The 23,556-nt window shown below is 71.6% G+C and carries 21 protein-coding genes; 10 read left to right on the top strand and 11 right to left on the bottom strand.

Annotated elements, in window-relative coordinates:
- Positions 1-8: 8 nt before the first annotated feature.
- Both CLV68_RS07490 and CLV68_RS07485 read right to left on the bottom strand, forming a co-directional pair.
- Positions 9-305: a hypothetical protein gene (locus CLV68_RS07490; protein WP_147459901.1), complete on the bottom strand. Its 297-nt coding sequence runs from the start codon at positions 303-305 to the stop codon at positions 9-11.
- 892 nt (positions 306-1,197) lie between these two features.
- Positions 1,198-2,598 (bottom strand): NAD(P)H-quinone dehydrogenase, encoded by a 1,401-nt coding sequence (locus CLV68_RS07485; RefSeq protein ID WP_121389734.1) that lies wholly within the window; start codon positions 2,596-2,598, stop codon positions 1,198-1,200.
- Between the two features lie 138 nt (positions 2,599-2,736).
- Between CLV68_RS07485 and CLV68_RS07480 the strand changes: the two genes are divergently transcribed.
- From CLV68_RS07480 to CLV68_RS07470, 3 genes are all read left to right on the top strand, one after another.
- Positions 2,737-3,198, top strand: coding sequence for a gamma-glutamylcyclotransferase family protein (locus tag CLV68_RS07480; protein WP_092778361.1), 462 nt, complete (start codon positions 2,737-2,739; stop codon positions 3,196-3,198).
- A gap of 99 nt (positions 3,199-3,297) precedes the next feature.
- A complete protein-coding gene (locus CLV68_RS07475) occupies positions 3,298-3,867 on the top strand; it encodes an AMIN-like domain-containing (lipo)protein (protein WP_121389733.1) in 570 nt (189 codons plus the stop codon).
- A 12-nt stretch (positions 3,868-3,879) separates the two neighbouring features.
- Positions 3,880-4,431 carry an AMIN-like domain-containing (lipo)protein gene (locus tag CLV68_RS07470; RefSeq protein WP_121391031.1) on the top strand — a complete coding sequence of 184 codons (552 nt, stop codon included), beginning with the start codon at positions 3,880-3,882 and terminating at the stop codon, positions 4,429-4,431.
- A gap of 55 nt (positions 4,432-4,486) precedes the next feature.
- On the opposite strand, the gene CLV68_RS07465 is transcribed toward CLV68_RS07470, so the two are convergent.
- The 5 genes from CLV68_RS07465 to CLV68_RS07445 form a co-directional block, all read right to left on the bottom strand.
- Positions 4,487-5,791, bottom strand: a complete 1,305-nt coding sequence (locus CLV68_RS07465; RefSeq protein ID WP_121389732.1) for a M20 family metallopeptidase — start codon at positions 5,789-5,791, stop codon at positions 4,487-4,489.
- A gap of 203 nt (positions 5,792-5,994) precedes the next feature.
- Positions 5,995-6,294: a hypothetical protein gene (locus CLV68_RS07460; RefSeq protein ID WP_147459900.1), complete on the bottom strand. Its 300-nt coding sequence runs from the start codon at positions 6,292-6,294 to the stop codon at positions 5,995-5,997.
- A 42-nt stretch (positions 6,295-6,336) separates the two neighbouring features.
- Positions 6,337-7,335, bottom strand: a complete 999-nt coding sequence (meaB, locus tag CLV68_RS07455; RefSeq protein ID WP_121389730.1) for a methylmalonyl Co-A mutase-associated GTPase MeaB — start codon at positions 7,333-7,335, stop codon at positions 6,337-6,339.
- Positions 7,328-9,511 (bottom strand): methylmalonyl-CoA mutase, encoded by a 2,184-nt coding sequence (gene scpA / locus CLV68_RS07450; RefSeq protein ID WP_121389729.1) that lies wholly within the window; start codon positions 9,509-9,511, stop codon positions 7,328-7,330. Before scpA ends, meaB begins: the two co-directional genes overlap by 8 nt.
- Complete coding sequence (locus CLV68_RS07445) at positions 9,508-11,346, bottom strand: methylmalonyl-CoA mutase family protein (protein ID WP_121389728.1); 1,839 nt, start codon at positions 11,344-11,346, stop codon at positions 9,508-9,510. The genes scpA and CLV68_RS07445 overlap by 4 nt, the downstream gene beginning before the upstream one ends.
- Positions 11,347-11,501: 155 nt before the next feature.
- On the opposite strand from CLV68_RS07445, the gene CLV68_RS07440 reads away from it, so the two are divergent.
- A complete protein-coding gene (locus CLV68_RS07440; RefSeq protein WP_170224346.1) occupies positions 11,502-13,139 on the top strand; it encodes a serine/threonine-protein kinase in 1,638 nt (545 codons plus the stop codon).
- Here the strand turns inward: CLV68_RS07440 and CLV68_RS07435 are convergent.
- The gene (locus tag CLV68_RS07435; protein ID WP_246009703.1) at positions 13,136-13,822 is read right to left on the bottom strand and encodes a MerR family transcriptional regulator; all 687 of its coding nucleotides are present in this window, start codon (positions 13,820-13,822) and stop codon (positions 13,136-13,138) included. The genes CLV68_RS07440 and CLV68_RS07435 overlap by 4 nt on opposite strands.
- A gap of 66 nt (positions 13,823-13,888) precedes the next feature.
- On the opposite strand from CLV68_RS07435, the gene CLV68_RS07430 reads away from it, so the two are divergent.
- The 6 genes from CLV68_RS07430 to CLV68_RS07400 all read left to right on the top strand — a co-directional run bounded on the left by CLV68_RS07430 (position 13,889) and on the right by CLV68_RS07400 (position 20,487).
- On the top strand, positions 13,889-14,791 hold the full coding sequence (locus tag CLV68_RS07430) for a hypothetical protein (RefSeq protein ID WP_211346439.1): 903 nt from the start codon (positions 13,889-13,891) through the stop codon (positions 14,789-14,791).
- Positions 14,788-15,234 (top strand): ABA4-like family protein, encoded by a 447-nt coding sequence (locus tag CLV68_RS07425; protein ID WP_121389726.1) that lies wholly within the window; start codon positions 14,788-14,790, stop codon positions 15,232-15,234. Before CLV68_RS07430 ends, CLV68_RS07425 begins: the two co-directional genes overlap by 4 nt.
- A complete protein-coding gene (locus tag CLV68_RS07420) occupies positions 15,231-16,043 on the top strand; it encodes a purine-nucleoside phosphorylase (RefSeq protein ID WP_121389725.1) in 813 nt (270 codons plus the stop codon). The genes CLV68_RS07425 and CLV68_RS07420 overlap by 4 nt, the downstream gene beginning before the upstream one ends.
- A complete protein-coding gene (locus tag CLV68_RS07415; protein ID WP_121389724.1) occupies positions 16,040-17,683 on the top strand; it encodes a phospho-sugar mutase in 1,644 nt (547 codons plus the stop codon). The genes CLV68_RS07420 and CLV68_RS07415 overlap by 4 nt, the downstream gene beginning before the upstream one ends.
- Positions 17,684-18,363: 680 nt before the next feature.
- Entirely contained in the window at positions 18,364-18,816 is a 453-nt protein-coding gene (locus CLV68_RS07405; protein ID WP_121389722.1) for a flavodoxin family protein, read from the top strand.
- A 144-nt stretch (positions 18,817-18,960) separates the two neighbouring features.
- Positions 18,961-20,487, top strand: coding sequence for an FG-GAP-like repeat-containing protein (locus tag CLV68_RS07400; protein WP_121389721.1), 1,527 nt, complete (start codon positions 18,961-18,963; stop codon positions 20,485-20,487).
- 652 nt (positions 20,488-21,139) lie between these two features.
- On the opposite strand, the gene CLV68_RS07395 is transcribed toward CLV68_RS07400, so the two are convergent.
- The 3 genes from CLV68_RS07395 to CLV68_RS07385 form a co-directional block, all read right to left on the bottom strand.
- Entirely contained in the window at positions 21,140-22,072 is a 933-nt protein-coding gene (locus CLV68_RS07395) for an aldo/keto reductase (protein WP_121391028.1), read from the bottom strand.
- 64 nt (positions 22,073-22,136) lie between these two features.
- Positions 22,137-23,117 carry an aldo/keto reductase gene (locus CLV68_RS07390; RefSeq protein ID WP_121389720.1) on the bottom strand — a complete coding sequence of 327 codons (981 nt, stop codon included), beginning with the start codon at positions 23,115-23,117 and terminating at the stop codon, positions 22,137-22,139.
- Entirely contained in the window at positions 23,114-23,500 is a 387-nt protein-coding gene (locus tag CLV68_RS07385) for a MerR family transcriptional regulator (protein WP_092777986.1), read from the bottom strand. The genes CLV68_RS07390 and CLV68_RS07385 overlap by 4 nt, the downstream gene beginning before the upstream one ends.
- Between the last annotated feature and the right edge of the window lie 56 nt (positions 23,501-23,556).

The following is a 23,556-nucleotide window of genomic DNA, read 5'->3' as shown; positions in this document are numbered from 1 at the left end:
CACCGGACTCACCCGAGCACGGAGACGACGAGGACACCCAACCAGATCAGCATGGCGGCCCCGCCGCAGACGAGACCGGCGACGGCGACCGGCTTGTTGGTCGCCTGCCCCTGCTCGGCCTTGGTGATGCCGACCACCGACAGGCCGACCCCCGCGACGACGAGCACCAGGCCGATGTTGGCGAACCAGATCGCGACCAGGCCGAGCGCGCTGGCCACCAGACCGGCGACCCCGTTGCCGTTGGCGGGCACCCGAGCGGGCGACGAGCCGTACGGCTGTGGTGACGGGCCGAACTGCCGCGACAACAGGCCGGCCGACTGCGGCGGGGCGTACGGCGGCGAGGGCGGGCCGGACGACTGCGGGGTCGGGCCGGGCGGTGGTGGCGAGCCGAACGGTGGTGGCGGGCCGAGCTGCTGAGGCGCCCCGAACAACGGTGGCGGCCCGAGCGGGTGCGGCGGCTGCCCGGCCAGGTGCGGCGGCGCGACAAAGGGCGGCGGCGCGCTGTGGGGCCGCGGTCCTGGGTACGCAGGCGCCGGTAATGGCGGCGGCGAGAAGGGCTGGCCCGGCGGGTACGACTGCGGGTAGGGCTGCCCCTGCGGCGGGAACGGCGGCGCGGGCGGTGCCGGGAAGGGCTGCGGCCTGCCGTGCGGCCGAGGAGCGTGGCCTGGGTGTGACATCGGGGTAGTGCCTGTCTCTCGGTGGGAATACCCGTTCCGGAGACCAGTGCGGGCCCGCCCGGGAAATCCCGCGCGCGCCATCCCCCCGGATACGAGCGTGTTGTCTACTTTTCGTCAAATCGCGGGAAAACCCGCTCTGGCCACCCCCGCCTCCAAGGGCGGCCAGAGCGGGTCGGACCCGCCGATCAGACCTGGGTTCTGTCCGGCGTGCGCGGTGCGATGAGCACTGCGCACACCCGCGGGATCTGTCCGATCCCGCCGCAACGCGGACAGAAGTCCTTGCGGTTCGGGGCGAGCCCTGAGCCCAGGCATTCCGGGCATTCATTCCGACGCGGCATGTCAGCCTCCGTACGTAACGGTTCGGTCCCCCAGGGGTACCGGCTCGGTAGGTCGATCAAAAGACCGACGCCAGAGTTTCACCCCTTCTCGTGGAAATCTGGTAACCGAGAAGGCAGTGTTGGGGCACAGACTATGCACGAAAGTGTGAAGTTGCGGCACAAACCATCGAATTGGGCGAATTTCAGTCGAGGTCGTCGTGCCGCATCAGCTGGCGGCCCGCCTCGGTGATCGAACCGGACAGCGACGGGTACACCGAGAAGGTCAGCGCGAGGTCGTCGACGGTCAGCTGGTTCTGCACCGCGAGGGCGATCGGCAGGACCAGCTCGCTCGCGCTGGGCGCCACGATGACCCCGCCGATGACCACGCCGGTCGCCGGGCGGCAGAACAGCTTCACGAAGCCGCGGCGCAGGCCCTCCATCTTGGCCCTGGCGTTGGTGGCCAGCGGGAGGGTGACGGTGCGCGCGGGCACCTCGCCGCTGTCGATGGTGGCCTGGCTGATGCCGACGGTGGCGATCTCGGGGTGGGTGAACACGTTCGCCGCGACCGTCTTGAGCTTGATCGGGGCCACCCCCTCGCCGAGGGCGTGCCACATCGCGATCCGGCCCTGCATGGCCGCGACCGAGGCCAGCATCAGCACCCCGGTGCAGTCGCCCGCCGCGTACACGCCGGGGACGCCGGTGCGCGAGACCCGGTCGACGGTGATGAACCCGCCGGGCCCCGGCTCGATGCCGATCTTGTCGAGGCCGATGTCGTCGGTGTTGGGCACCGAGCCGACCGTCATCAGCGCGTGGCTGGCCCGGACCGTCTCGCCGCCCTTGAGGTGCACGGTCACCCCGGTGCCGTCGCGCTCGATCTTCTCCGCGCGGGCGTGCTTGACCAGCGTGGTGCCGCGCTCGGAGAACACGTCCTCCAGCACCGCGGCCGCGTCGGCGTCCTCGTGCGGCAGCACCCGGTCCCGGCTGGAGATCACGGTGACCTTGACGCCCATCTCGATGAACGCCGAGGCGAACTCGGCGCCGGTGACCCCGGACCCGACCACCACCAGGTGCTCCGGCAGCTCGGCCAGGTCGTAGATCTGGCGCCAGTCGAACACCCTGACCCCGTCCGGCTCGGCGCCGGGGATCACCCTGGGGGTGGCGCCGGTGGCGATGAGCACCACGTCGGCGGCCAGCACCTCGGTCGCGCCGCCGGAGGTGACCGAGACCCGGTGCGCCGCCATGCCGGTGCGGTCGTCGCAGAAGCGGGCGGTGCCGACGACGACCCGCACGCCCTCGCGCTGCACCCGGTTGCGGATGTCGGCCGACTGGGCCAGCGCGAGGCCCTTGACCCGGCCGCGCACCACCGGCAGGTGCACCGTGGAGTCGACGTCGTCGGTGCCGATGCCCAGCTCGTCGGCGTCGCGGAAGGCGACCCGCGCGCCCGCGGAGGCGATGAACGTCTTGGACGGGACGCAGTCGTAGAGCACGCACGCGCCGCCGAGGCCGTCGCGCTCGACCACCGTCACGTCGGCGCCGTGCTGGGCGGCGACCAGGGCTGCCTCGTACCCGGCGGGGCCACCGCCCATGATCACGATCCGGGTCACCTGGTCCTCCAATTCACCGCGCGCGTCCAGCGGACACGGTAGCCGGGGGCGCACGACCGGGTCTGGGGTGGCCGCGAAAAGGTGATCCCTGCGCGCGGCTGCCTGCCGACACCGCTCGGTGTGGCTAGGCTGTCCGGCGTGCCGCTCTATGCCGCTTACGGGTCGAACATGGATCCGGGCCAGATGATGCAGCGAGCCCCGCATTCGCCGATGGCCGGGACGGGGTGGCTCGTCGGCTGGCGGCTGACCTTCGGGGGTGAGGACCTCGGGTGGGAAGGCGCGTTGGCGACCATCGTCGAGGACCAGGACTCGCAGGTGTTCGTCGTGCTCTACGACGTCACCGACGACGAGCGCAACCTCGACCGGTGGGAGGGCTCCGAGCTGGGGCTGCACTCCAAGATCCGGTTGCGGGTGCAGACCCTGGAGGGCTCCGTGCTCTCCTGGCTCTACGTGCTCGACGCCTACGAGGGCGGCCTGCCGTCCGCGCGCTACCTGGGTGTCGTCGCCGACGCCGCGGAGGCCGCCGGAGCGCCAGCGGACTACGTCGAGGACCTGCGCACTAGGCCATGCAGTGGAATCGGGCCTGCCGCGGCCAGCTAGGCACAACTCCGAGATGTGTCGCACGTCTCCTCTGGTACGGCCGGGTCACGGCCGCACCACTCACCGGCCGTGTCTTCGGTCGGACCGAGGAGAACGGACATGGCACATCGAAGATCCTGGCTCACAACCCTGACCGCGGCGCTCGCCGCGGCCATCCTGTCGGCGACCCCTGCGGCCGCCGCCCCGACTTCCACCTCCGCCGCGCCGTACTGCGGCATCACGTGGGGCTCCCAATCCAAGTCCGGTGACCCCGCGTCGGGGTACGGCGCACTGACCGGCGCCCGGGCGGGCAGGCACGACTGCTTCGACCGGCTCGTGTTCGACGTGCGCAGCGCGGGGGTGCGCAGCTACATCGTCAGCTACCTCGACGGGTTCGAGGACATCGAGGGCAACCCGGTCACGGTGCGCGGTGGCGCCGGGCTGTGGATCTCCATGGACGCCTCTGCCCTCGACCCCGACACCGGGGACCTGGTGTTCCACCCGGCCAACCCGGCCGAGGTGGTCAACGTGACCGGCTACCGGACCTTCCGCCAGCTCCACGACCTCGGCGGTCGGGTCCTGCACAACAGCTTCGCGCTCGGGGTCCGGGCGAGGCTGCCGTTCCGCGTCTTCGAAGTCGACGACGGCGCGACCAAGCGGATCGTCATCGACGTCGCACACGCCTGGTAAGGGGGAGTTGTGGTGAAACGCTTGTTCTCGGCCGTCGCCGCGGTGGCGGTGGCCTTCTCGATCGTCGTGTTCGCCCCGGTCGCCGCTTCGGCCGCGGACCCGTACTGCGGGATCACCTGGGGCTCCGGGCTCAAGACCGCGGGCTTCAACGAGGCGGGCTTCTTCAGGGACGTGCGCGGCGGGCAGCACGAGTGCTTCGACCGGCTCGTGATCGACCTGGACGCCCCCGGCGGGCACGGCTACTACGTGAAGTACGTCGACGAGATCACCGCCGACGGCTCGGGGCACGTCGTCCCGACGCGGGGAGCGGGGAAGCTGCAGATCCAGGCCCTCGGGCGGGCCTACGACGACAACGGCCAGCTGACCTACCACCCGGCGAACTGGAACGAACTGGTGAACGTGGCGGGGTGGCGAACGTTCCGGCAGGTCGTGTGGGCCGGGACCTTCGAGGGGGACACGACGCTCGGCATCGGCCTGCGGGCCCGATTGCCGTTCCGCGTCTTCACCCTGCCCAGGGACAACGGCGGCACCCGCATCGTGGTGGACGTCGCGCACCTCTGGTGATCGCGTGAGGTAAATCCCCGGGGGCCCGCGTTCCGCACGCGGACCCCCGGGTGGTCTATGCCAGCGCGGCGAGCGCGGTGTGCGTCATGACGCGGATCCCGGCCAGCAGCGCGCGTTCGTCCAACTGGAACGTCGGCTGGTGCAGGTCGCGCATCGGGCCCTCGCCCGGCCACACGCCCAGGCGCATGAACGAGCCGGGGATGTGCTCGAGGTACCAGCCGAAGTCCTCGCCGCCCGCGGACTGCTTGGTGCCTGCCAGCGCGTCCTCGCCGAGCGCGGACTCGATGGCGGTGCGCAGGTACTGGGTGCTCTCCCGCTCGTTGATCACCGGCGGCACGCCGCGGCGGTGGTGCAACTCGTAGCCGACGCCGGTGGGGGCCAGCAGCGACTGCACCAGACCGGCCACCAGCGGCTCCAGGTCCGCCCAGATGTCGTGGTCGCCGGTGCGCAGGGTGCCGCGCAGCAGCCCGTCCTGCGGGACGGCGTTGGGCGCCTCGCCCGCGTGGACCGCGCCCCACACCAGCACGGTGCCCGAGCGCGGGTCGACCCGGCGCGAGAGCAGCGCGGGCAGGCCGGTGATGACCGTGCCGAGCGCGTGCACCAGGTCCGCGGTGAGGTGCGGGCGGGAGGTGTGGCCGCCTGGCGAGGTGAGGCGCAGTTCCAGCAGGTCGGTGGCCGAGGTGATGGCGCCGACCCTGGTGCCGACCCGGCCGACCTCGGTGCGCGGGTCGCAGTGCAGGCCGAAGATGCGCTCCACCCCGTCGAGGCCACCGGCGTCGATGACGTCGAGCGCGCCGCCGGGCATGACCTCCTCGGCGGGCTGGAAGATCAGCCGGACCCGGCCGGGCAGCTCGGGCGCCGAGGCCAGGGCGATGCCGGTGGCCAGCAGGATCGTGGTGTGCGCGTCGTGGCCGCAGGCGTGCGCGGCCTCGGCGGTGGTCGAGGCGTAGGGCAGGCCGGTCGCCTCGGTCATCGGCAGCGCGTCCATGTCGGCGCGCAGCGCCACGCAGCGCTCACCGGTGCCGATGTCGCAGATCAGGCCGTTGCCCCCGGGCAGCAGCTCGGGCTGCAGGCCGAACGACTTGAGCAGGCCAGCGACCAACTCGGTGGTGGCGAACTCCTGGCGGGAGAGCTCGGGGTGGGCGTGGATGTGCCGGAACCAGGCCAGCACGTCGGCGGCGTTGGCGGCGAGCCACTGGTCGAGCCACGCGGGCCCGCGCCCCGCACCGAGATCCTCCACAGGGGGCATAGTGACCCCACTGGCGGTGATCAGCACGGCGGACTCCGGGTCCGACTTCGCCGCCCGGGTGCCCCGGCCGCTCTCCGACGGCAGGTCGCGCCGTGAATCCAACACAGTCACGCGACCCCTCCGGCGATGGTCTTCTCGGTCGTGGTTGCGGTTTCCATTTGGCACGATCCTGCCCTATGGCCCGCGTCACTCAGCGCCGTTTCGCCGCCCGTACGGTCCGCGGTACCGCGTCTGCGACCAACGGTCGGAAGGGTTCGCCCGCACTGGTTGGGTGATCAAGACGACCGGTGCGCGTGCTGCTGTGAGCGCGGGGCTCAGCCCTTCTTCTTGCGCTTGGACCGGATCCGGTTGCCCCAGACGACCGCGCCGAGCAGCAGCACGGCGACCACGCCGACGACGATCTTGTTCTTCGCGGCGTCCCGGTCGGCCTCGGTCGGCGCCTGCGGGATGTCGACGCCGGGGGCGGTCGGGGCCTGGGCGAGTCCGGCGACCGACGGGGCGGTCACCGATCGGGCGACGACCGGTTGGGCGGCGGCGGGGGCCGTGGCGGTACCGAGGGCGAGCACGACCCCCAGCAGCGCGGTGGGCAGCAACCGAGACACACGGACGGACAAGGGCCGGCCCTCCAGGTCGGGGGGAGAGAGACGATCACCAGGCTAGTCGGACCGGTCACTGTCCGCGAAGGCCGAAAGGATCCTCTCGGCGGCCAGCGTCGCGGTGAGCAGCCCGGCGCGGACGTCGCGCTCGAGCCCGGGGGCGAGCTCGCGGACCACCGGGTGGTCGTGCAGCCGGGCCAGCAGGGTGTCGCGGACCATCGCCCACGTCCAGTCGACCTGCTGCTGCCTGCGCTTCTCGGCCAACTCGCCGGTGGCGCTCAGCTTCTCGTGGTGCTGTTCGACCTGGTCCCACAGCTCGTCGAGCCCGGTGTTGTCGAGTCCGCTGCAGGTGAGCACCGGCGGGGTCCAGGTGGCGTCCGGGTTGCGCAGCAGCCGCAGCGCGCTCGCCAGTTCGCGGGCGGCGGCGCGGGCCTCGGTGGCGTGGTCGCCGTCGGCCTTGTTGACCGCGATGACGTCCGCGAGCTCCAACACGCCCTTCTTGATGCCCTGTAGCTGATCACCCGTTCGGGCGAGCGTGAGGAAGACGAAGCAGTCGACCATGTTGGCCACGGTCGTCTCGGACTGGCCGACGCCGACGGTCTCCACCAGCACCGTGTCGTACCCGGCCGCCTCCATCAGCACGATGGTCTCCCTGGTGGCCCTGGCGACGCCGCCGAGGGTGCCGGAGGTGGGCGACGGGCGGATGAACGCGGCGGGGTCGACCGCGAGCCGGGCCATCCTGGTCTTGTCGCCGAGGATGCTGCCGCCGGTGCGGGTGGACGACGGGTCGACGGCGAGCACGGCGACCTTGCGCCCGGCGGCGGTGAGGGTGGTGCCCAGCGCGTCGATGAAGGTGGACTTGCCCACGCCGGGGACGCCGGTGATGCCGACCCGGTGCGCGCCGCCCGCGTGCGGCAGCAACCGCACCAGCAGCCGCTGCGCCAGGTCGCGGTGATCGGCCCGCCGGGACTCGACGAGCGTGATCGCCCGCGACAACACGCCGCGGTCGCCCGCGCGGACGCCGTCGACATAGGTGTCGATGTCGAGCGGTTTAGCCAAGCGAGTGCCCGTGCCGCTCGGCCAGGGTGCGCAGCAACCGCGCGGCGGCGTCGGCGATGACGGTGCCGGGCGGGAAGATCTCGGCCGCACCGGCGGCGCGCAGTTCGTCGAAGTCCTGCGGCGGGATGACGCCGCCGACGACGATGACGATGTCGTCGCGGCCGAGCGCGGCCAGTTCCTCGCGCAGCGCGGGCACCAGGGTGAGGTGGCCCGCGGCCAGCGAGTTCACCCCGACGACGTGCACGTCGGCCTCGACGGCCTGGCGGGCGACCTCGCCGGGGGTGGAGAACAGCGGGCCGACGTCGACGTCGAAGCCGAGGTCGGCGAACGCGGTGGCGATCACCTTCTGGCCGCGGTCGTGCCCGTCCTGGCCCATCTTGGCCACCAGGATCCGCGGGCGGCGGCCGTCCGCCTCGGCGAAGGCGTCCACGACGGACCGGGTCTCGTCGACCGTGCTCGACGACTTGCCGACCTCGTCGCGGTACACCCCGGAGATGGTACGGATCTGCGCCGAGTGCCTGCCCCAGACCTTGCCGAGCGCCTCGGAGATCTCGCCGACGGTGGCCTTGGCCCTGGCGGCGTCGATGGCCAGTTCGAGCAGGTTGCCCTCGCCGGTCGCGGCGCGGGTGAGCGCGTCGAGCTTGGCGGTGACGGCGTCGTTGTCGCGCTCCTCGCGCAGCCGCCGCAGCTTCGCCAACTGCCTGCCGCGCACGCCCGCGTTGTCGACCTTGAGCACGTCGATCTGCTCGTCGTCGGTGAGCCGGTACTTGTTGACCCCGATGACCGGCTGCCGCCCGGAGTCGATGCGCGCCTGGGTGCGGGCGGCCGCCTCCTCGATGCGCAGTTTGGGGATGCCCGCGTCGATCGCCTTGGCCATCCCGCCCGCGGCCTCGACCTCGCCGATGTGGCCCCACGCCTTGGCGGCCAGCTCGTAGGTGAGCCGCTCGACGAACGCGGACCCGCCCCACGGGTCGATCACCCTGGTGGTGCCGGACTCCTGCTGCAGCAGCAGTTGGGTGTTGCGGGCGATGCGCGCGGAGAAGTCGGTCGGCAGCGCGAGCGCCTCGTCGAGCGCGTTGGTGTGCAGCGACTGGGTGTGGCCCTGGGTGGCGGCCATCGCCTCGACGCAGGTGCGGACGACGTTGTTGTAGACGTCCTGCGCGGTCAGCGACCAGCCGGAGGTCTGGCAGTGGGTGCGCAGGCTCAGCGACTTGTCCTGGGCCGGGTCGAAGCCCTTGACCAGCCGGGCCCACAGCAGCCTGGCCGCCCGCATCTTGGCGACCTCCATGAAGAAGTTCATCCCGATCGCCCAGAAGAACGACAGCCGCGGCGCGAACTCGTCCACCCCGAGCCCGGCGGCGCGACCGGCCCGGATGTACTCGACGCCGTCGGCGAGGGTGTAGGCCAGCTCCAGGTCGGCGGTCGCCCCGGCCTCCTGCATGTGGTAGCCGGAGATGGAGATCGAGTTGTACTTGGGCATGTTCCGCGAGGTGAACGCGAAGATGTCGGAGATGATCCGCATCGACGGGCCCGGCGGGTAGATGTAGGTGTTGCGGACCATGAACTCCTTGAGGATGTCGTTCTGGATGGTCCCGGCGAGCTGCTGCGGCGCGACCCCCTGCTCCTCGGCGGCGACCACGTAGAGCGCCAGCACCGGCAGGACGGCGCCGTTCATGGTCATCGACACGCTCATCTTGTCCAGCGGGATGCCGTCGAACAGTTGGCGCATGTCGTGGATGGAGTCGATGGCCACGCCCGCCATGCCGACGTCCCCGGCCACGCGCGGGTGGTCGGAGTCGTAGCCGCGGTGGGTGGCGAGGTCGAAGGCGACGGAGAGGCCCTTCTGACCGGCGGCGAGGTTGCGGCGGTAGAAGGCGTTGGACTCCTCGGCGGTGGAGAACCCGGCGTACTGGCGGATGGTCCACGGCTGGTTGACGTACATGGTCGGGTAGGGACCGCGCAGGTAGGGCGCGATGCCCGGGTAGGTCTGGAGGAAGTCGAGGCCCTGGGTGTCGTCGGCGGTGTAGACCGGTTTGACGGCGATGCCCTCCGGCGTCTCCCAGGTCAGGGCGTCGGCGCCCTTGCCGGTGCGCGCGTGCAGGGCGGCCTGCCAGTCGGCGGCGGTGGCCGGTGCGGGCTCGCCGAGGTCGACGTCGCCGAAGTAGGGGATGGTCATGCCGGGACCCCCAGGGTCGTCAGGGTGTCGCGCAGGACGGCGACGGCGTCGCAGCCGGTGAACACGTGTCCGTCCACTCCGGACTCACGGTGCCCCTTGCCTGCGAGGAGGACCTTCGTCGCGCCTGCGGCCTTGAGCGCGTCGACCACGGCGGCGGCCGACTCGGCGTAGGACTTCTCGGAGCCGCAGATGACCGCGACGGTCGCGCCGCTCTCGGTGAAGCGGGTCGCGGCGTCCTCGGGGGAGGTGATCACGCCGCCGGTCGGGGTCTCGATGCCGCCCGCTTGGAAGAGGTTGGCGGCGAAGGTGGCGCGGGCGGTGTGCGCGGCGACCGGGCCGAGGGTGGCGAGGAAGACCCTGGGGCGGGCGCCGGTGGCCTCCAGTGTCCTATCGGAACGGTCGCGCAGGTCCTCGTACGCCTCGGCGTAGCGGTGGACCGGGAGGCCACCGGTCGGGGCCGGGGGCGCGGGGGCGCGGACGGGCGCGCGCTCGGCCAGGTTCGGGAACTCGCTGACGCCGGTGATCGCGTCGGCCCTGGTGGCGAGGTTGCGCTCGCGCTCGGCCCAGGTGGCGGCGAGGCGGTCGGCGACGAGACCGCTGGTCAGCGCGTCGGGGAGGCCGCCTGCGCGCTCGATCTCGGTGAACCACGCCCAGGCGGCCTTGGCGAGTTCGTCGGTGAGGCTCTCGACGTACCAGGAACCACCGGCCGGGTCGATCACGCCCGCCAGCCGGGACTCCTCCAGCAGCACCGCCTGGGTGTTGCGGGCGATGCGGCGGGCGAAGGCGTCTGGCAGGCCGATGGCCGAGTCGAACGGCAGCACGGTGACCGCGTCCGCGCCGCCGACCCCGGCCCCGAAGGCGGCCAGGGTGGTGCGCAGCATGTTCACCCACGGGTCGCGGGCGGTGAGCATCGCCGGGGAGGTCACCGCGTGCTGGCGCTGCCCGACCGGCTTCGCGCCGACGACCTCGACCACCCGCGACCACAGCCTGCGGGCGGCGCGGAACTTGGCGGTGGTGAGGAACTGGTCGGCGGTCGCGGCGATGCGGAACTCCAGCCGGGCGACGGCGGTGTCCACATCGATGCCCGCGGCGGTGATCGCGCGCAGGTAGGCCACGGCGGCGGCGAGGGCAGCACCGAGTTCTTGGGCGTCCGAGCCGCCTGCCTGGTGGTAGGGCAGACCGTCGACCACGATCGAGCGCAGATTGGGATAGTGCGCGGTGTCCGCGACGAGGGCGGCGACGGCAGCTAGGTCGGCCGGTTCGCCGGTGCGGGCCTGGTGGCCGAGCGGGTCGGCGCCGAGGTTGCCGACGACCGCCGAGGCCGCGGTGCCCCGGTCGGCGAACAGGGTGAGCAACTCGGTCGCGGCGGCGCGGTAGTCCGGTCCCGCGTCGAGGGTGACGGGGGCGAGGTCGAGGTAGACGTCGGCGAGGACGGTGCCGAGGTCGGCGACCGGGATGCCGCCGTCGCCGACGACCAGCCACAGCGACGTGACGCCGTGCTCCAGGTCGGCCAGGACGGCCTTCGCGGTGGTCGCCGGGTCCGCGTGCCGCTGCCGCACGTCCCAGCCCGCGGCGACGTGGCCGTCCGGCTGGGCGCCCCTGGTGAACGGGGCCAGGCCGGGGTAGCCGGTGGCGGGGACGGCGTCCGCGGCGGTGTAGAGGGGCTTGACCAGGACACCGTCGTAGGTCTTGGTCGCCAGGAGGTCCTCGACCGGCCGGTCGTAGCCCTCCGGTACGGCGTCGGTGCGGCGCAGGACCCGCTCGACCAGGTGTTGCCAGCGCACGTGGTCGGCGGCGGGGAACTCACCTGCCAGGACCAAGTCGGGGGCCGTCATGGTCAGTGATGCTACGGAAACCCGCGACGGGCGGCGTGTGAGGCTGATCGCGGTTACCGGTCAGTACGTACCGGCTACGTTCGGCTTTTCACCCGTGGCACATCGCCGGGTGGGTGACAATATCGCCCGTGTCAGCCCCCGAGACCCCCCAGCGCCTGGTCGCAGGGCGATACCGGCTGCGCAAGCAGCTCGGCCAGGGGTCGATGGGCACCGTCTGGGAGGCGTACGACGAGTTCCTCCGCCGCCCGGTCGCGGTGAAGCAGGTGCGGCTGCCCGCCGACGACTCACCGGCCGAGGAGATCGAGGAACTGCGGGAGCGGACCCTGCGCGAGGCGCGGGCGATCGCGGTCGTGTCCCACCCGAACGTGATCACCCTGCACGACGTGGCGCGCGAGGGCGACGAGCCGTTCGTGGTGATGGAGTTCGTGGTCGCGGCGAGCCTCGCCGAGCTGGTCAGCGCCAACGGGCCGCTGGACGTGGAGCAGGCGGCGATCGTCGGGCACGCGGTCGCGGCCGGGCTCTCCGCCGCGCACGCCGCCGGGGTGGTGCACCGCGACGTCAAACCGGGCAACGTGCTGGTCAGCCCGGACGGCATGGTCAAGCTGACCGACTTCGGCATCGCCCGCAACCTGGCCGAGCGCACCCTGACCAGCACCGGGATCATGCTCGGCTCGCCGTGCTACATCGCACCGGAGATCGCCTCCGGCGGCGCCGTCACCCCGCGCGCGGACCTGTGGGGCCTGGGCGCCACGCTGTTCGCCGCCGTCGAGGGCCACGCGCCGTACGACGCGGAGGCCCCGGCGATGGAGATCGTCAGCCAGGTCGTCAACGGCGAGGTGCCGCAGCCCGCGCACGACGGGCCGCTGCGCGAGGTGATCATCGGCCTGATGGCCAAGGACCCGGACGCGCGGATGTCGCTGCGGGAGGTCCGCGACCGGCTGCACCCGCTGATGCCCGCGCCGGGCAGCCCGGTGTACGACAGCCTGCGGCTGGACCCGACCCCGCCGGAGGACGCGCGGACGGTGATCACCAAGCCGTACGTGTCCCTCGACGCCCCGACCGAGACCAGCCCGCCGCTGGCGCAGGCACCGGGACCGCTGCCGTTCCACCGCCCCGGGGCCCGCCGCAGCCGGGGCACGGCGGTGGCGCTCGGGGTGGTCTCGGTGGTGCTGTTCGCCTGCGCCGCGGTCGGCGGGTTCGCGCTGACCAGGTCGGTCGCGGGCCAGCCGCTCCTCCCGGTCGCCACCCCCGCCGCGTCCCAGCAAGCCGCCGCCCCCCTGCGGGAACTGGTCGTGCGCACCGCGGACGCCGCGACCCTGGCGGGCGAGCAGGGCGGCAGCTTCAGCGTCCCCGTCCCCGGCGACTGGGTGAAGTTCGTCGAACAGCGCACGGCCCGCACCCTGCCCAACAGCACCCGCGTGCACTGGGTCTCCCCGGACGGCACCTCGGAGATCGTCATCGAGCGCTTCCCCAACTTCTACCCCAAGCACACGATCGAGCAGTACCTCCGGGTCCTGGACTTCCGCACCCCCCGCTACCGCGCCGTCGGCAGCACCCCCCTCGACCGCACCGCCACCGAACAAGGACTCCAACTCACCTACCGCGCCGTCGACGTCGTCCCCCCCGGCTCCCCCGGCAGCGACGTCAACCGCACCTCCATCGCCAACATCCTCCCCACGGCGAAGGACCTCTGGGTGGTGAGCGTGACCGTCCCCATCGACCAAGAGGACACGGGCCGCCGCGGCCTGTTCGCCAGGATCGCGCCGGAGTTCCGGGTACTGAGCCGCAGCTAGCCCGAGACCTCGGTCTGCCCCTCGGGGCGGCGGCGGTCGGGGAAGCGCTTGGCCGACTCGCTCACCTGGGCCAGCCGCCGCAGGGCGATCAGGGCCGTGTCGCCGAGGACGGTGCCGACGACGACGCTCTCGACCATGCCGTCGACGAAGCGGCGGTCGGCGATGTAGTCCAGGTCGACCACACCTATCTGCTCGGCGATGGCGACGTAGCGCCGGACGGTGTCGAGGAACTCGCCGTGGCCGAGGGCCTGCGCGGAGACCAGCACGGTCGCCAACGCGCTCACCGCGGGGTGGCCGTCGCGGCAGTACCAGCCGAGTTCGTCGATCATGGCACGCACCTGTTGTTCCGCCGCCTCCTGCATCGCCGCCTCCTGGCTGGGCGGCGGGGCGGGGAACAACGCGTGCTGGACCGTGCCGAGCAACTTCTCGATGTTGTCCGACGGCGAGTCGACGCTGGTGAGGACTTCCTTCACGGTGGCAACGGGGAGGCCACCGACGTCGATCAGGGCGCGCACCAGGCGCAGCCGGTGGATGTGCGTCTCGTCGTAGCGGGCCTGGTTGGGGCTGGTGCGCTCGCCTGGTTGGAGCATGCCCTCGCGCAGGTAGTACTTGATCGTCGGCACCGCGACCCCGGTCCGCTTGCTCAGCTCACCGATCCGCACATCGCTCCCGCCACTCGACATCCCGAGATGGATAGTGTACTTATCGGAAGCAGACAGCACTACTATCCATTGTTTGAGGGGCGAGAGATGCGGACCTGGTACCGACCCTTAGTGGTCTTCAGCGGCCTGATGGCGGTGACGGCGCTGGTCTCGGCGGTCGGCCTGCTCGTCGACGACCGGGTGCTGCTCGGCGCGCCGATCTGGCTCAAACCGCTGAAGTTCAGCATCTCGTTCGTGGCGTTCGGGCTGTCCTGGGCGTGGCTGCTGTCGCTGCCGCAGCGGCGGCCCCGGTTCCTCGGCGGCACCGCGTGGGTGATCATCGTCGCCTCGGTGCTGGAGATGGTCATCATCATCGGCCAGGTGGTGCGCGGCAAGCAGAGCCACTTCAACACCACCACGGCGTTCGACTCGCTGCTGTTCAGCGTCATGGGCGCGACCGTCGCCATCCTGCTGCTGGCCACGCTCGTGCTCAGCGTCTACATCGCAGCCCGCCGCCTCGCCCCGGCCGCCGAGCTGCTGGCGATCCGGTTCGGCATGGCGATCTCCCTGCTCGGCATGGCCGTGGGGATCCTGATGACGACGGCGAGCAGCGGCGTCGAGGGCATCACCGGCGCACACAGCGTCGGCGTGGTCGACGGTGGTCCCGGCCTACCGCTGACCGGTTGGAGTACCACCGGCGGCGACCTGCGCGCGCCGCACTTCATCGGCATGCACGCGCTGCAACTGCTGCCGCTGCTCGCGCTGGCCATCCGCCGCCGCGGTGAGCGTGCCTCGATCAGGATCGTGTGGGCGACCAGCTTGGGCTACCTGGGCCTGGTAGTGCTGACGACCTGGCAGGCACTGCGCGGGCAGCCGCTGTTCGAGCCGGACTGGATCACGGGGACCGCGTTCGGCGTACTCGCGTTCGGCGTCGCGCTCGGCGTGCTGTCGGCGCGCAATCAGCCCGAGGTCAGCGCGCACCCCGCCGAGGCCGAGAGGATCCCCTCATGAGCACCTTGTTCAACTTCGCCTTCTACGCCGTGGTGCCGTTCTGGGCGCTGATGATCGTGGTCCCGACCTGGTCGTGGACCCACCGGATCGCCGGTTCGCCGTGGATCGTGCTGCCCGGGCTGGTCGTGTGGGCCATCGCCGCCGTCCCGGTGTTCGGCGACCTCGTCACCGGGGTCACCCAGCCGACGCTGGAGTTCTGGCTGGACTTCCTGCGCCAGGACGGCGCCGTGGTGGCCGTCTGGGCGCAGGTCCTCGCGTGGGACCTGTTCATCGGCCGCTGGATGTACCTCGACAGCCGCGGTCGGGGGGTCCACCCGCTGCTCATGGCGCCGATCATGGTGCTGACCATCCTGCTGTCCCCGATCGGGCTGCCGCTGTACCTGCTGGTGCGCCTGGGATTCCCAGCACGCGCCGCGCAGGTCCGCGTAGGCTCCGGTGGGTGACCGCTCTCGACGTTGACACCGATCCCCGCCACGCCGCCGACCAGGCGGCGAAGGCGCTCGCCGATCGCACCGGGGCCGACAGCCACGACCTCGCCCTGGTGCTCGGCTCCGGCTGGCGCCCCGCCGTCGACCAGCTCGGCACGCCCGAGGCCGAGGTGCCGATGGCCGAGCTGCCCGGGTTCCTGGCCCCCACGGTCCAGGGCCACGGCGGTACGGCGCGGTCCATCGTGGTCGGTGACAAGCGGGTGCTGGTCCTGCTCGGCCGCACCCACCTGTACGAGGGCCACGGGGTCGCGCGCGCCGTGCACGGTGTGCGGACCGCCGCGGCGGCGGGCGTCAAGGCGGTCGTGCTGACCAACGCGGCTGGCTGCCTGATGGAGGGCGTCCAGGTCGGGCAGCCGGTGGTGATCAGCGACCACCTCAACCTGACCGCGCGCTCGCCCCTGGTCGGCGCCGAGTTCGTCGACCTGACCGACCTGTACTCCCCCAGACTGCGCGCGGTCGCCAAGGAGATCGACCCGACGCTGCGCGAGGCCGTCTACGCCGGACTGCCCGGCCCGCACTTCGAGACGCCCGCCGAGATCCACATGCTGCGGGTGCTCGGCGCGGGCCTGGTCGGGATGTCGACGGTGCTGGAGGCGATCGCGCTGCGCGCCGCCGGGGTCGAGGTGTTCGGGCTGTCGCTGGTGACGAACCTGGCGGCGGGCATCACCGGCGAGCCGCTGGACCACATCGAGGTGCTGGAGGCCGGGCGCAAGGCAGCGGAGGGGATGGGCGGGCTGCTGCGCGAGCTGGTCGTGCGCTCGTGAGCAGGCTGACCCCGGACCTGCGCGACCGCGCGTTGCGCTGGATCGCCGACGACCCGGATCCGGCAGCGCGCGCCGAGCTGCAGCAGATCGCGGCCAGGGCGATGGGCGGGGACGAGTCCGCTGTGGACGAACTGGCGGACCGGATGGCCGGGCCGCTGACCTTCGGCACGGCGGGTCTGCGCGGGCCGGTGCGGGCGGGTCCCAACGGGATGAACCGCGCGGTGGTCGTGCGGACGACGGCCGGTCTGGCGTCGTGGCTGGTGGGCCAGGGGCACGCGGGCGGGGTCGTGGTGGTCGGGCGGGACGCCCGGCACGGGTCCGAGGAGTTCGCCGCCGACGCGGCCGGGGTGCTGGCCGCCGCCGGATTTGACGTGCGGGTGCTGGCACACCCGTTGCCGACGCCGGTGCTGGCGTTCCTGACGCGGTCGCTGGGGGCGGTCGCGGGGGTGCAGATCACGGCGTCGCACAACCCGCCCGCGGACAACGGGTACAAGCTCTACGTCGACGGCGGGGCGCAGATCATCCCGCCCGCCGACCGGGAGATCGAGGCCGCGATCGCCGCGGTGGGTCCGGCGGTGTCGGTTCCGTTGGCCAGCACGGCCGTCACTGTGGACGATGGCATGCTTCAGTCCTATTTGGACAGTGTGATCGCGCTGCCCCGGGGGACGGCACGGCAGTTGCAGGTGGCGGCGACCGCGCTGCACGGCGTTGGGGCCGGACCGTTGGCGTTGGCGCTGCACGGGGCCGGGTTCATCGACGTCGCACTGGTGGCCGAGCAGTCGTTGCCCGATCCCGACTTCCCGACCGTGGGCTTTCCGAACCCGGAGGAGCCTGGGGCCACAGACTTGCTGCTCGCCCGGGCGTCCGAAGTGGACGCTGATATCGCGATCGCGCTCGACCCCGATGCGGACCGGTGCGCCGTTGGGGTGCGGGGGCGGGACGGGGCGTGGCGGATGCTCTCGGGGGACGAGACCGGGGCACTGCTTGGTGAGTACGTGCTGTCCACAACGGACGCTCCGGATCCTTTGGTGGCGACCACGATCGTCTCGTCCTCGCTGCTGGGGTCCATCGCGGCCGCGCACGGCGCTCGGCATGCGCTGACCCTTACCGGCTTCAAGTGGCTGATGCGGGCTGGCGAGGGCTTGGTCTACGCGTACGAGGAAGCGTTGGGGCACAGCGTGGACCCGTCACACGTGCGCGACAAGGACGGCATCTCCGCCGCCGTGCTCGCCTGCGACCTCGCGGCCACCCTGCGCGCCCAGGGCCGCACCCTGCTGGACGCCCTGGACGACCTGGCCGTCAAGCACGGCGTGTTCTTGACCAAGCAGATCTCCCTGCGCGTGGCCGACCTCGCCACCATCCCCACCCTGATGTCGCACCTGCGCGCCCATCCCCCACTGACATTCGGCGGCATCCCTGTCACCGCCGAAGACCTACTCCCCGAAGCCGACGTCCTCCGCTACACCGGCCCCGGCGTCCGCGTCCTGATCCGCCCCTCCGGCACCGAACCCAAGATCAAGGCTTACCTGGAGACCGCACAAGCCCCCGCCCCCCAGGCCGAACTACCCGCGGCCCGCGCGAAGTCCGAACAACTCCTGGCCGCGATGACCGCCGAGGTCGCCGCCTTGCTCGCCCCATGACAACCCCGACCCCGTCATCGACGGGGTCGCAAGCAGCAGTGGGGATCATCCTGGGCACGCCACCCAACATCGGCTGAGGGCCGGGTCACCATAGGAAGAGTCACCCCCCTCACCCACCGCGACGATCCGGAATCTCCCCGCAACCACGCTAGACGGCTCATCGCGCGACCACGTATCGCGGCGTCGCAGAGAAAGCCACCGTTTCACTCATCCCGGCGCTCCGAGTCCCGAGGGATCTCGGCCCGCCGACGTGCGAGCCTCTCGCCCACTGTCCAGGAGCGCGTCCGTCGCAACGCCTCAGCGGCCACCTTGAGGTCCTTAGCCCCACCACGCTCATAGACACGGCGCAGAAACCGCAGCTCAACCCACCGCCACACCAACCCCGACAGCGCAGGCACAGCCACCGCGACCCACCACACCGACATGGACGACTCCACAACGAAGAAGCCCACCGTGAGCAAGCGGGTCGTCGTGAACGCCATATTCGGTTGTCGATCACGAAGAGGCTGCAATACCAACGTTTCATCCTCGCTCACCTCGGAGCCGCAACTCCGAGAGGGCTTCACGTCAATTCCGGCCCGAAGGCCGACACTCTTCGCTCGGCAAGGATATCAGGCTAATGGGACGCCGTACGGACTGACCGGGTTGCCCATACCGGTAGTCCTCGGCAGGCTCGTGTCGTGCCCACCTTGCTGATCGTCCACCACACCCCGTCCCCCTCGATGCAGGTCATGTTCGAGGCGGTCATGGCGGGGGCCGGTGATCCGGAACTGGCTGGCGTCACAGTCATCCGCAGGGCCGCGTTGTCGGCGACGGCGGCGGATGTGTTGGGGGCGGATGGGATCGTCCTCGGGACGCCGGCGAACATCGGGTACATGTCCGGTGCGCTCAAGCACTTCTTCGACACCGTCTACTACCCCTGCCTGGACGCCACCGCTGCGCTTCCGTTCGGTTACTACGTGCACGGGAACCAGGGAACCGAAGGCGCGGTGCGGGCTGTGGAGTCCATCACCGGGGCGATGCGGTGGCGGCGGGTCGCGGCAGCCGTTGTCGTTCAAGGTGAACCGGTCAAGAAGGAGATCGAGTCCTGTCGGGAGCTGGGCGCCACCGTCGCGGCGGTGGTGTTGGGGTAGGGCGGTCCAGACCGGTCACTGTCCGAATCGGACGGGATACGTAGCGAGGTAAGTGGGAAAACGCGAAACGCGCGCTCGACCAGCAGCGATGCCGCGGTCATACGGCGCTCGTGTAGGAGCCGCCAGTTGAGGAGGTTCCCACCCATGACCGCTCGTACCCGGGCGCTCGCCGTCGTGGCCGTCGCCGCGACCACCATGACCCTCGCCGCGGTGCCCGCCGCCGCGGCGAACCCGATCACGTTCGCGCCGCGGGTCGACTACTCGACCGGCAACCACCCCGAGGCGGTCATCGACGCCGACCTCAACGGTGACGGCAAGACCGACGTGATCACCGCCGACCGCTACGAGTGGCAGCTCACCGTGCTGCTCGGCACCGGCGCGGGCGCGTTGGGTCCGCGCACCACCGTCTACCCCGGCGACGAGCCGACCGCCCTGGCCAGCGCCGACTTCAACGGTGACGGCAAGGCCGACGTCGCCGTCACCACCGCGGGTTCCGTTTCCCTGTTGCTGGGCAACGGCGACGGCACGTTCAAGCCGCGCGTGGCGTTCCCGGTCAGCGGTGGCGCGGAGGGCATCGCCGCGGGCGACCTCAACGGGGACAAGAAGGCGGACGTCGTCATCAGCCGCCCCGAGGGCATCACCGTCCTCTTGGGCAACGGCGACGGCACCCTGGGCGCGGGCACGGACCTGCTGGCGGGTGGCTACTCGCGCGGTGTCGTGCTCGCCGACCTCAACTCCGACACCAAGACCGACATCGCGATCGGCGGCTTCTTCACCGGCACCGTGACGGTGTTCATCGGCAACGGCGACGGCACCTTCGGCCTCCCGCTGCCGTTCCCGGCCAGCGTCAACCCGATCGACATCGCCGCCGGTGACTTCAACCGCGACGGCAAGCTGGACCTCGCGACCGCCGACTACGGCGCGGGCACCGTGTCCGTGCTGCTGGGCAACGGCAACGGCACCTTCGGCCTGCCGACCCCCAAGGCGATCGGCCCAAACCCGTTCGGCGTCGCGGTGGCCGACCTCGACCTCGACGGCGACCCCGACCTGGCCGTCTCACTGTCCGGTGCGGACAGCGTCACCGTCCTCAACAACGGCAACGGCACCTTCGAGCAGGCCGCCAGCCTCGGCACCGGCACCACGCCCACCGAGGTGCACGCCGCTGACCTCGACGCCGACAACCGCGCGGACCTGATCACCACCAACCGCTACGCCGACGGCATCTCGGTGCTGCTCAACCGCACCACCAAGCCGGTCCCCCCGGCCAGCGACCTCGCGGTGTCGCTGCAGGCGTCCCCGCGCTTCGGCGTCATGGTGCCCGCGCTGCAGTACGCGATCACGGTGAAGAACGTCGGCCCGCAGGCGCTGACCTCGGGCACCGTCACCGCCACGCTCCCCTCGCCGCTCAACCCGGTCGCGGGCCCCGGCTGCACGGTCAGCGGCCGCACGGTCACCTGCGAGGTCGGCGCCCTCGCGGTCGGCGGCTCCACGGTGAAGACGTTCTCCGCCCCGCTGGCCCTGTTCACCATCGGTACCTTCAAGGTCACCGCCAAGCGCACCGCCAGCGTCCCGGCCGACCCCAACCCGACCAACGACGTCGCGGCACCGGCCAGCTGCACCACCCTGGGCTTCATCCTCGCCATCTGCGGCCCCACCCCGGGCGGCGTCTGACCCAGTACATCCGTGGCCGCCGTCCCCCTCCTTTCGGCGGCCACGGAGACGAACGGCGTTCCGCCGCGGTGATGCCCCCACCGCGGCGGAACCCGTTCTTTTTGCTTTCAGCCCCGACCGCGAACCTCCAGTTCGGATCAGCGCAGCGGCATCAGACCTCCACACCTCACCTTTCAACCCCGGACAGCACTCCGCCGCGACGGGGTAGGTGTCGCGGCGGGGTGGGGGTGGGTCAGCGGTTGATGGATTGCATGCCTGCTTCTGGGTAGCGCAGGCCGGCGACGGCGTCGACGGGGACTGCGGCTTCGATTCGGGTCAAGTCCTCTTCAGACAGTTCGATCTCTCCGGCGATGCGGCCTGCGGGCGGCCTTCACCCCAGCCAGGTCCAGATCACCGGCGCGTCGCGGCAGCCGTTCCGTCGTCGTGCGCGCCGGCGCCGCGTCCCGCACCGGCAGTGCGCGCCATGCGGTCGGCACGTCGGTTCTCGCCCAACACGACCGGCGGCAGCGGGGCACACGGCTCCGCAGCAAGCCAGCCTTGTGATCGCTCCGCCGCCCGCCTGAATGGCGGATCGGCATCCCACTCCGCCGATTGGTTCCTCGTGGCGGTAGTCGTTCTCCGCGAACGAAGTGGGTCGTCGCGGCGGGGTGGGTTAGCGGTTGATGGATTGCATGCCTGCTTCTGGGTAGCGCAGGCCGGCGACGGCGTCGGCGGGGACTGCGGCTTCGATTCGGGTTAGGTCCTCTTCGGACAGTTCGATCTGCGCGGCGGTGAGGTTCTCGCGCAAGTAGGTGCGGCGTTTGGTGCCGGGGATGGGGGCGACGTCGGGGCCTTGGTGGTGGACCCAGGCCAGGGCCAGTTGGCCGGGGGTCAGGTCGCGTTCGGTGGCCAGGGCGCGGAGGGCGTCGACGATGGCGAGGTTCTTGCGGAGGTTGTCCTCTTGGAACCGGGGCTGCAACGCGGTCCGGAAGTCGCCCTCGCCGAAGTCCGATGCGGATGTGTAGCGGCCGGTGAGGAAGCCGCGGCCCAGGGGCGAGTACGCGACGATGCCGATGCCGAGTTCGCGGGCGGTGGGGACGATCTCGGCCTCGATGTCGCGGGACCACAGCGACCACTCGCTCTGCAGCGCCGCGATCGGGTGCACCGCGGCTGCCCGGCGGAGCGTCCCGGCGCCTGCCTCGGACAGCCCGAGGTGCCGGACCTTGCCCTCCGCGACCAGTTCCGCCATCGCCCCGACGGTCTCCTCGATGGGCGTGTTCGGGTCGACCCGGTGCTGGTAGTACAGGTCGATGTGGTCCACGCCGAGCCTGCGCAGTGAGCCCTCGCACGCCTGCTTCACGTACGCCGCGTCGCCGCGGATGCCGCGTTTGGTCGGGTCGGCCGGGTCGCGGACGATGGCGAACTTGGTGGCGACGACGACCTGGTCGCGGCGGTCGCGGATGGCGCGGCCGAGCAGTTCCTCGTTGGTGTGCGGGCCGTACATGTCCGAGGTGTCGAACAGGGTGACGCCCCGGTCGACGGCCTCGTGGATGGTGGCGAGCGACTCGTCGTCGTCGCGACCCGCGTAGAACTCGCTCATGCCCATGCAGCCGAGCCCTTGGGCGCCGACGGTGAGGGCGCCGAGGTTCCGGGTGTCCACAGTGGTCCTCCTATCGGCCGACGGCGCGCAGCATCGCGGGCGCGTAGCGCTCACCGGCGAAGGCGTCGGCTGGGGCGATCGCCTCGATGGCCGCGAGGTCGGCTTCGGACAGTTCGATGGTGGCCGCGGCGGCGTTCTCCTCCAGGTACGCGCGCCGCTTGGTGCCGGGGATGGGGACGACGTCCGCACCCCGGGCCTGCACCCACGCCAGCGCCAGCTGACCGGGTGTCACACCGCGCTCGGCCGCGACCGCCGCCACAGCGGCGACCACCGCCCGGTTGCGGTCGAAGTTGTCGGCGGCGAAGCGGGGCAGCCCGGCGCGCATGTCGCCGGGGCCGATCTGGTCGGCGGAGAGCTTGCCGGTGAGCATGCCGCGCCCGAGCGGGGAGAACGGCACCACGCCGATGCCCAGTTCGCGGCAGGTCGGCAGGACCTCGGCCTCGATGCCGCGGGTCCACAGCGACCACTCGCTCTGCAGCGCCGCGATCGGGTGCACGGCGTGCGCGCGCCGGATGGTCTCCGCGCCCGCCTCGGACAGCCCCAGGTGCCGGACCTTGCCCGCGGCGACCAGCTCGGCCATGGCGCCGACGGTCTCCTCGATGGGCGTGTTCGGGTCGACCCGGTGCTGGTAGTACAGGTCGATGTGGTCGACACCCAGCCTGCGCAGCGACAGCTCGACCTGCTCGCGCACGTACGCGGCGTCACCGCGCACCGCGGGCCCATCGGCGCCGCGGCCTGCGATGCCGAACTTCGTGGCGAGCACGACCTGGTCGCGCCGGTCCCGGATCGCGCGGCCGACCAGCTCCTCGTTGACGCCGTCGCCGTAGACGTTCGCGGTGTCGAGGAAGGTCACGCCGAGCTCGATGGCCCGGTGGACGGTCGCGATCGACTCGGTGTCGTCGCCCGCGCCGTAGCCCTGGCTCATGCCCATGCAGCCCAGGCCCTGCGCGCTGACGGTGAGCGCGCCGAGCGCGCGGGTGGGGACGGTCATGCCGAAGCCTCCTGGATGTGGTCGCTGCCGATGACCCGCTCGTAGTTGTCGATCTTGTAGTCCAGCGCGCCGAGGCAGGAGCGGAGTTCCTCGATGCGCGCGCGGACGTCCTCGCGGTGCCGTTCGAGGATGCGCTTGCGCTGACCCGCCGAGGCGATGCCCTGGTGCCGGAGCCTGGCGTACTCCCGCATCAGCTTGATGGGCATGCCGGTGGTGCGCAGCCTGGTGAGGAAGCCCAACCAGGCCAGGTCCTCGTCGGAGTAGGCCCGCCTGCCGCCGGAGTCCCGCGCGGGCGGGTCGACGAGCTCGATGCGCTCGTAGTAGCGGAGGGTGTCGATCGAGAGCCCAGTGCGGTGGGCGGCCTCGGCGATCGCGTACGTCACGGGACGACCGTAGGAGCTGGAGTGCACTCCAGGTCAAGCCGGTTCAGCCGGGTTTC

The sequence above is a fragment of the Actinokineospora cianjurensis genome (assembly GCF_003663795.1).
Lineage (GTDB): Bacteria > Actinomycetota > Actinomycetes > Mycobacteriales > Pseudonocardiaceae > Actinokineospora > Actinokineospora terrae.
The sequence above is the reverse complement of the archived record's forward strand: the minus strand, read 5'-3'. Positions and strand labels throughout refer to the sequence as shown.

Excerpts from the sequence above, each read along its gene's own strand:
- scpA (WP_121389729.1), bottom strand. The coding sequence starts at position 9,511 with ATGACCATCCCCTACTTCGGCGACGTCGACCTCGGCGAGCCCGCACCG.
- CLV68_RS07400 (WP_121389721.1), top strand. The coding sequence starts at position 18,961 with ATGACCGCTCGTACCCGGGCGCTCGCCGTCGTGGCCGTCGCCGCGACC.
- CLV68_RS07475 (WP_121389733.1), top strand. The coding sequence starts at position 3,298 with ATGGCACATCGAAGATCCTGGCTCACAACCCTGACCGCGGCGCTCGCC.
- CLV68_RS07445 (WP_121389728.1), bottom strand. The coding sequence starts at position 11,346 with ATGACGGCCCCCGACTTGGTCCTGGCAGGTGAGTTCCCCGCCGCCGAC.
- CLV68_RS07435 (WP_246009703.1), bottom strand. The coding sequence starts at position 13,822 with ATGTCGAGTGGCGGGAGCGATGTGCGGATCGGTGAGCTGAGCAAGCGG.
- CLV68_RS07395 (WP_121391028.1), bottom strand. The coding sequence starts at position 22,072 with ATGGGCATGAGCGAGTTCTACGCGGGTCGCGACGACGACGAGTCGCTC.
- CLV68_RS07390 (WP_121389720.1), bottom strand. The coding sequence starts at position 23,117 with ATGACCGTCCCCACCCGCGCGCTCGGCGCGCTCACCGTCAGCGCGCAG.
- CLV68_RS07425 (WP_121389726.1), top strand. The coding sequence starts at position 14,788 with ATGAGCACCTTGTTCAACTTCGCCTTCTACGCCGTGGTGCCGTTCTGG.
- CLV68_RS07430 (WP_211346439.1), top strand. The coding sequence starts at position 13,889 with ATGCGGACCTGGTACCGACCCTTAGTGGTCTTCAGCGGCCTGATGGCG.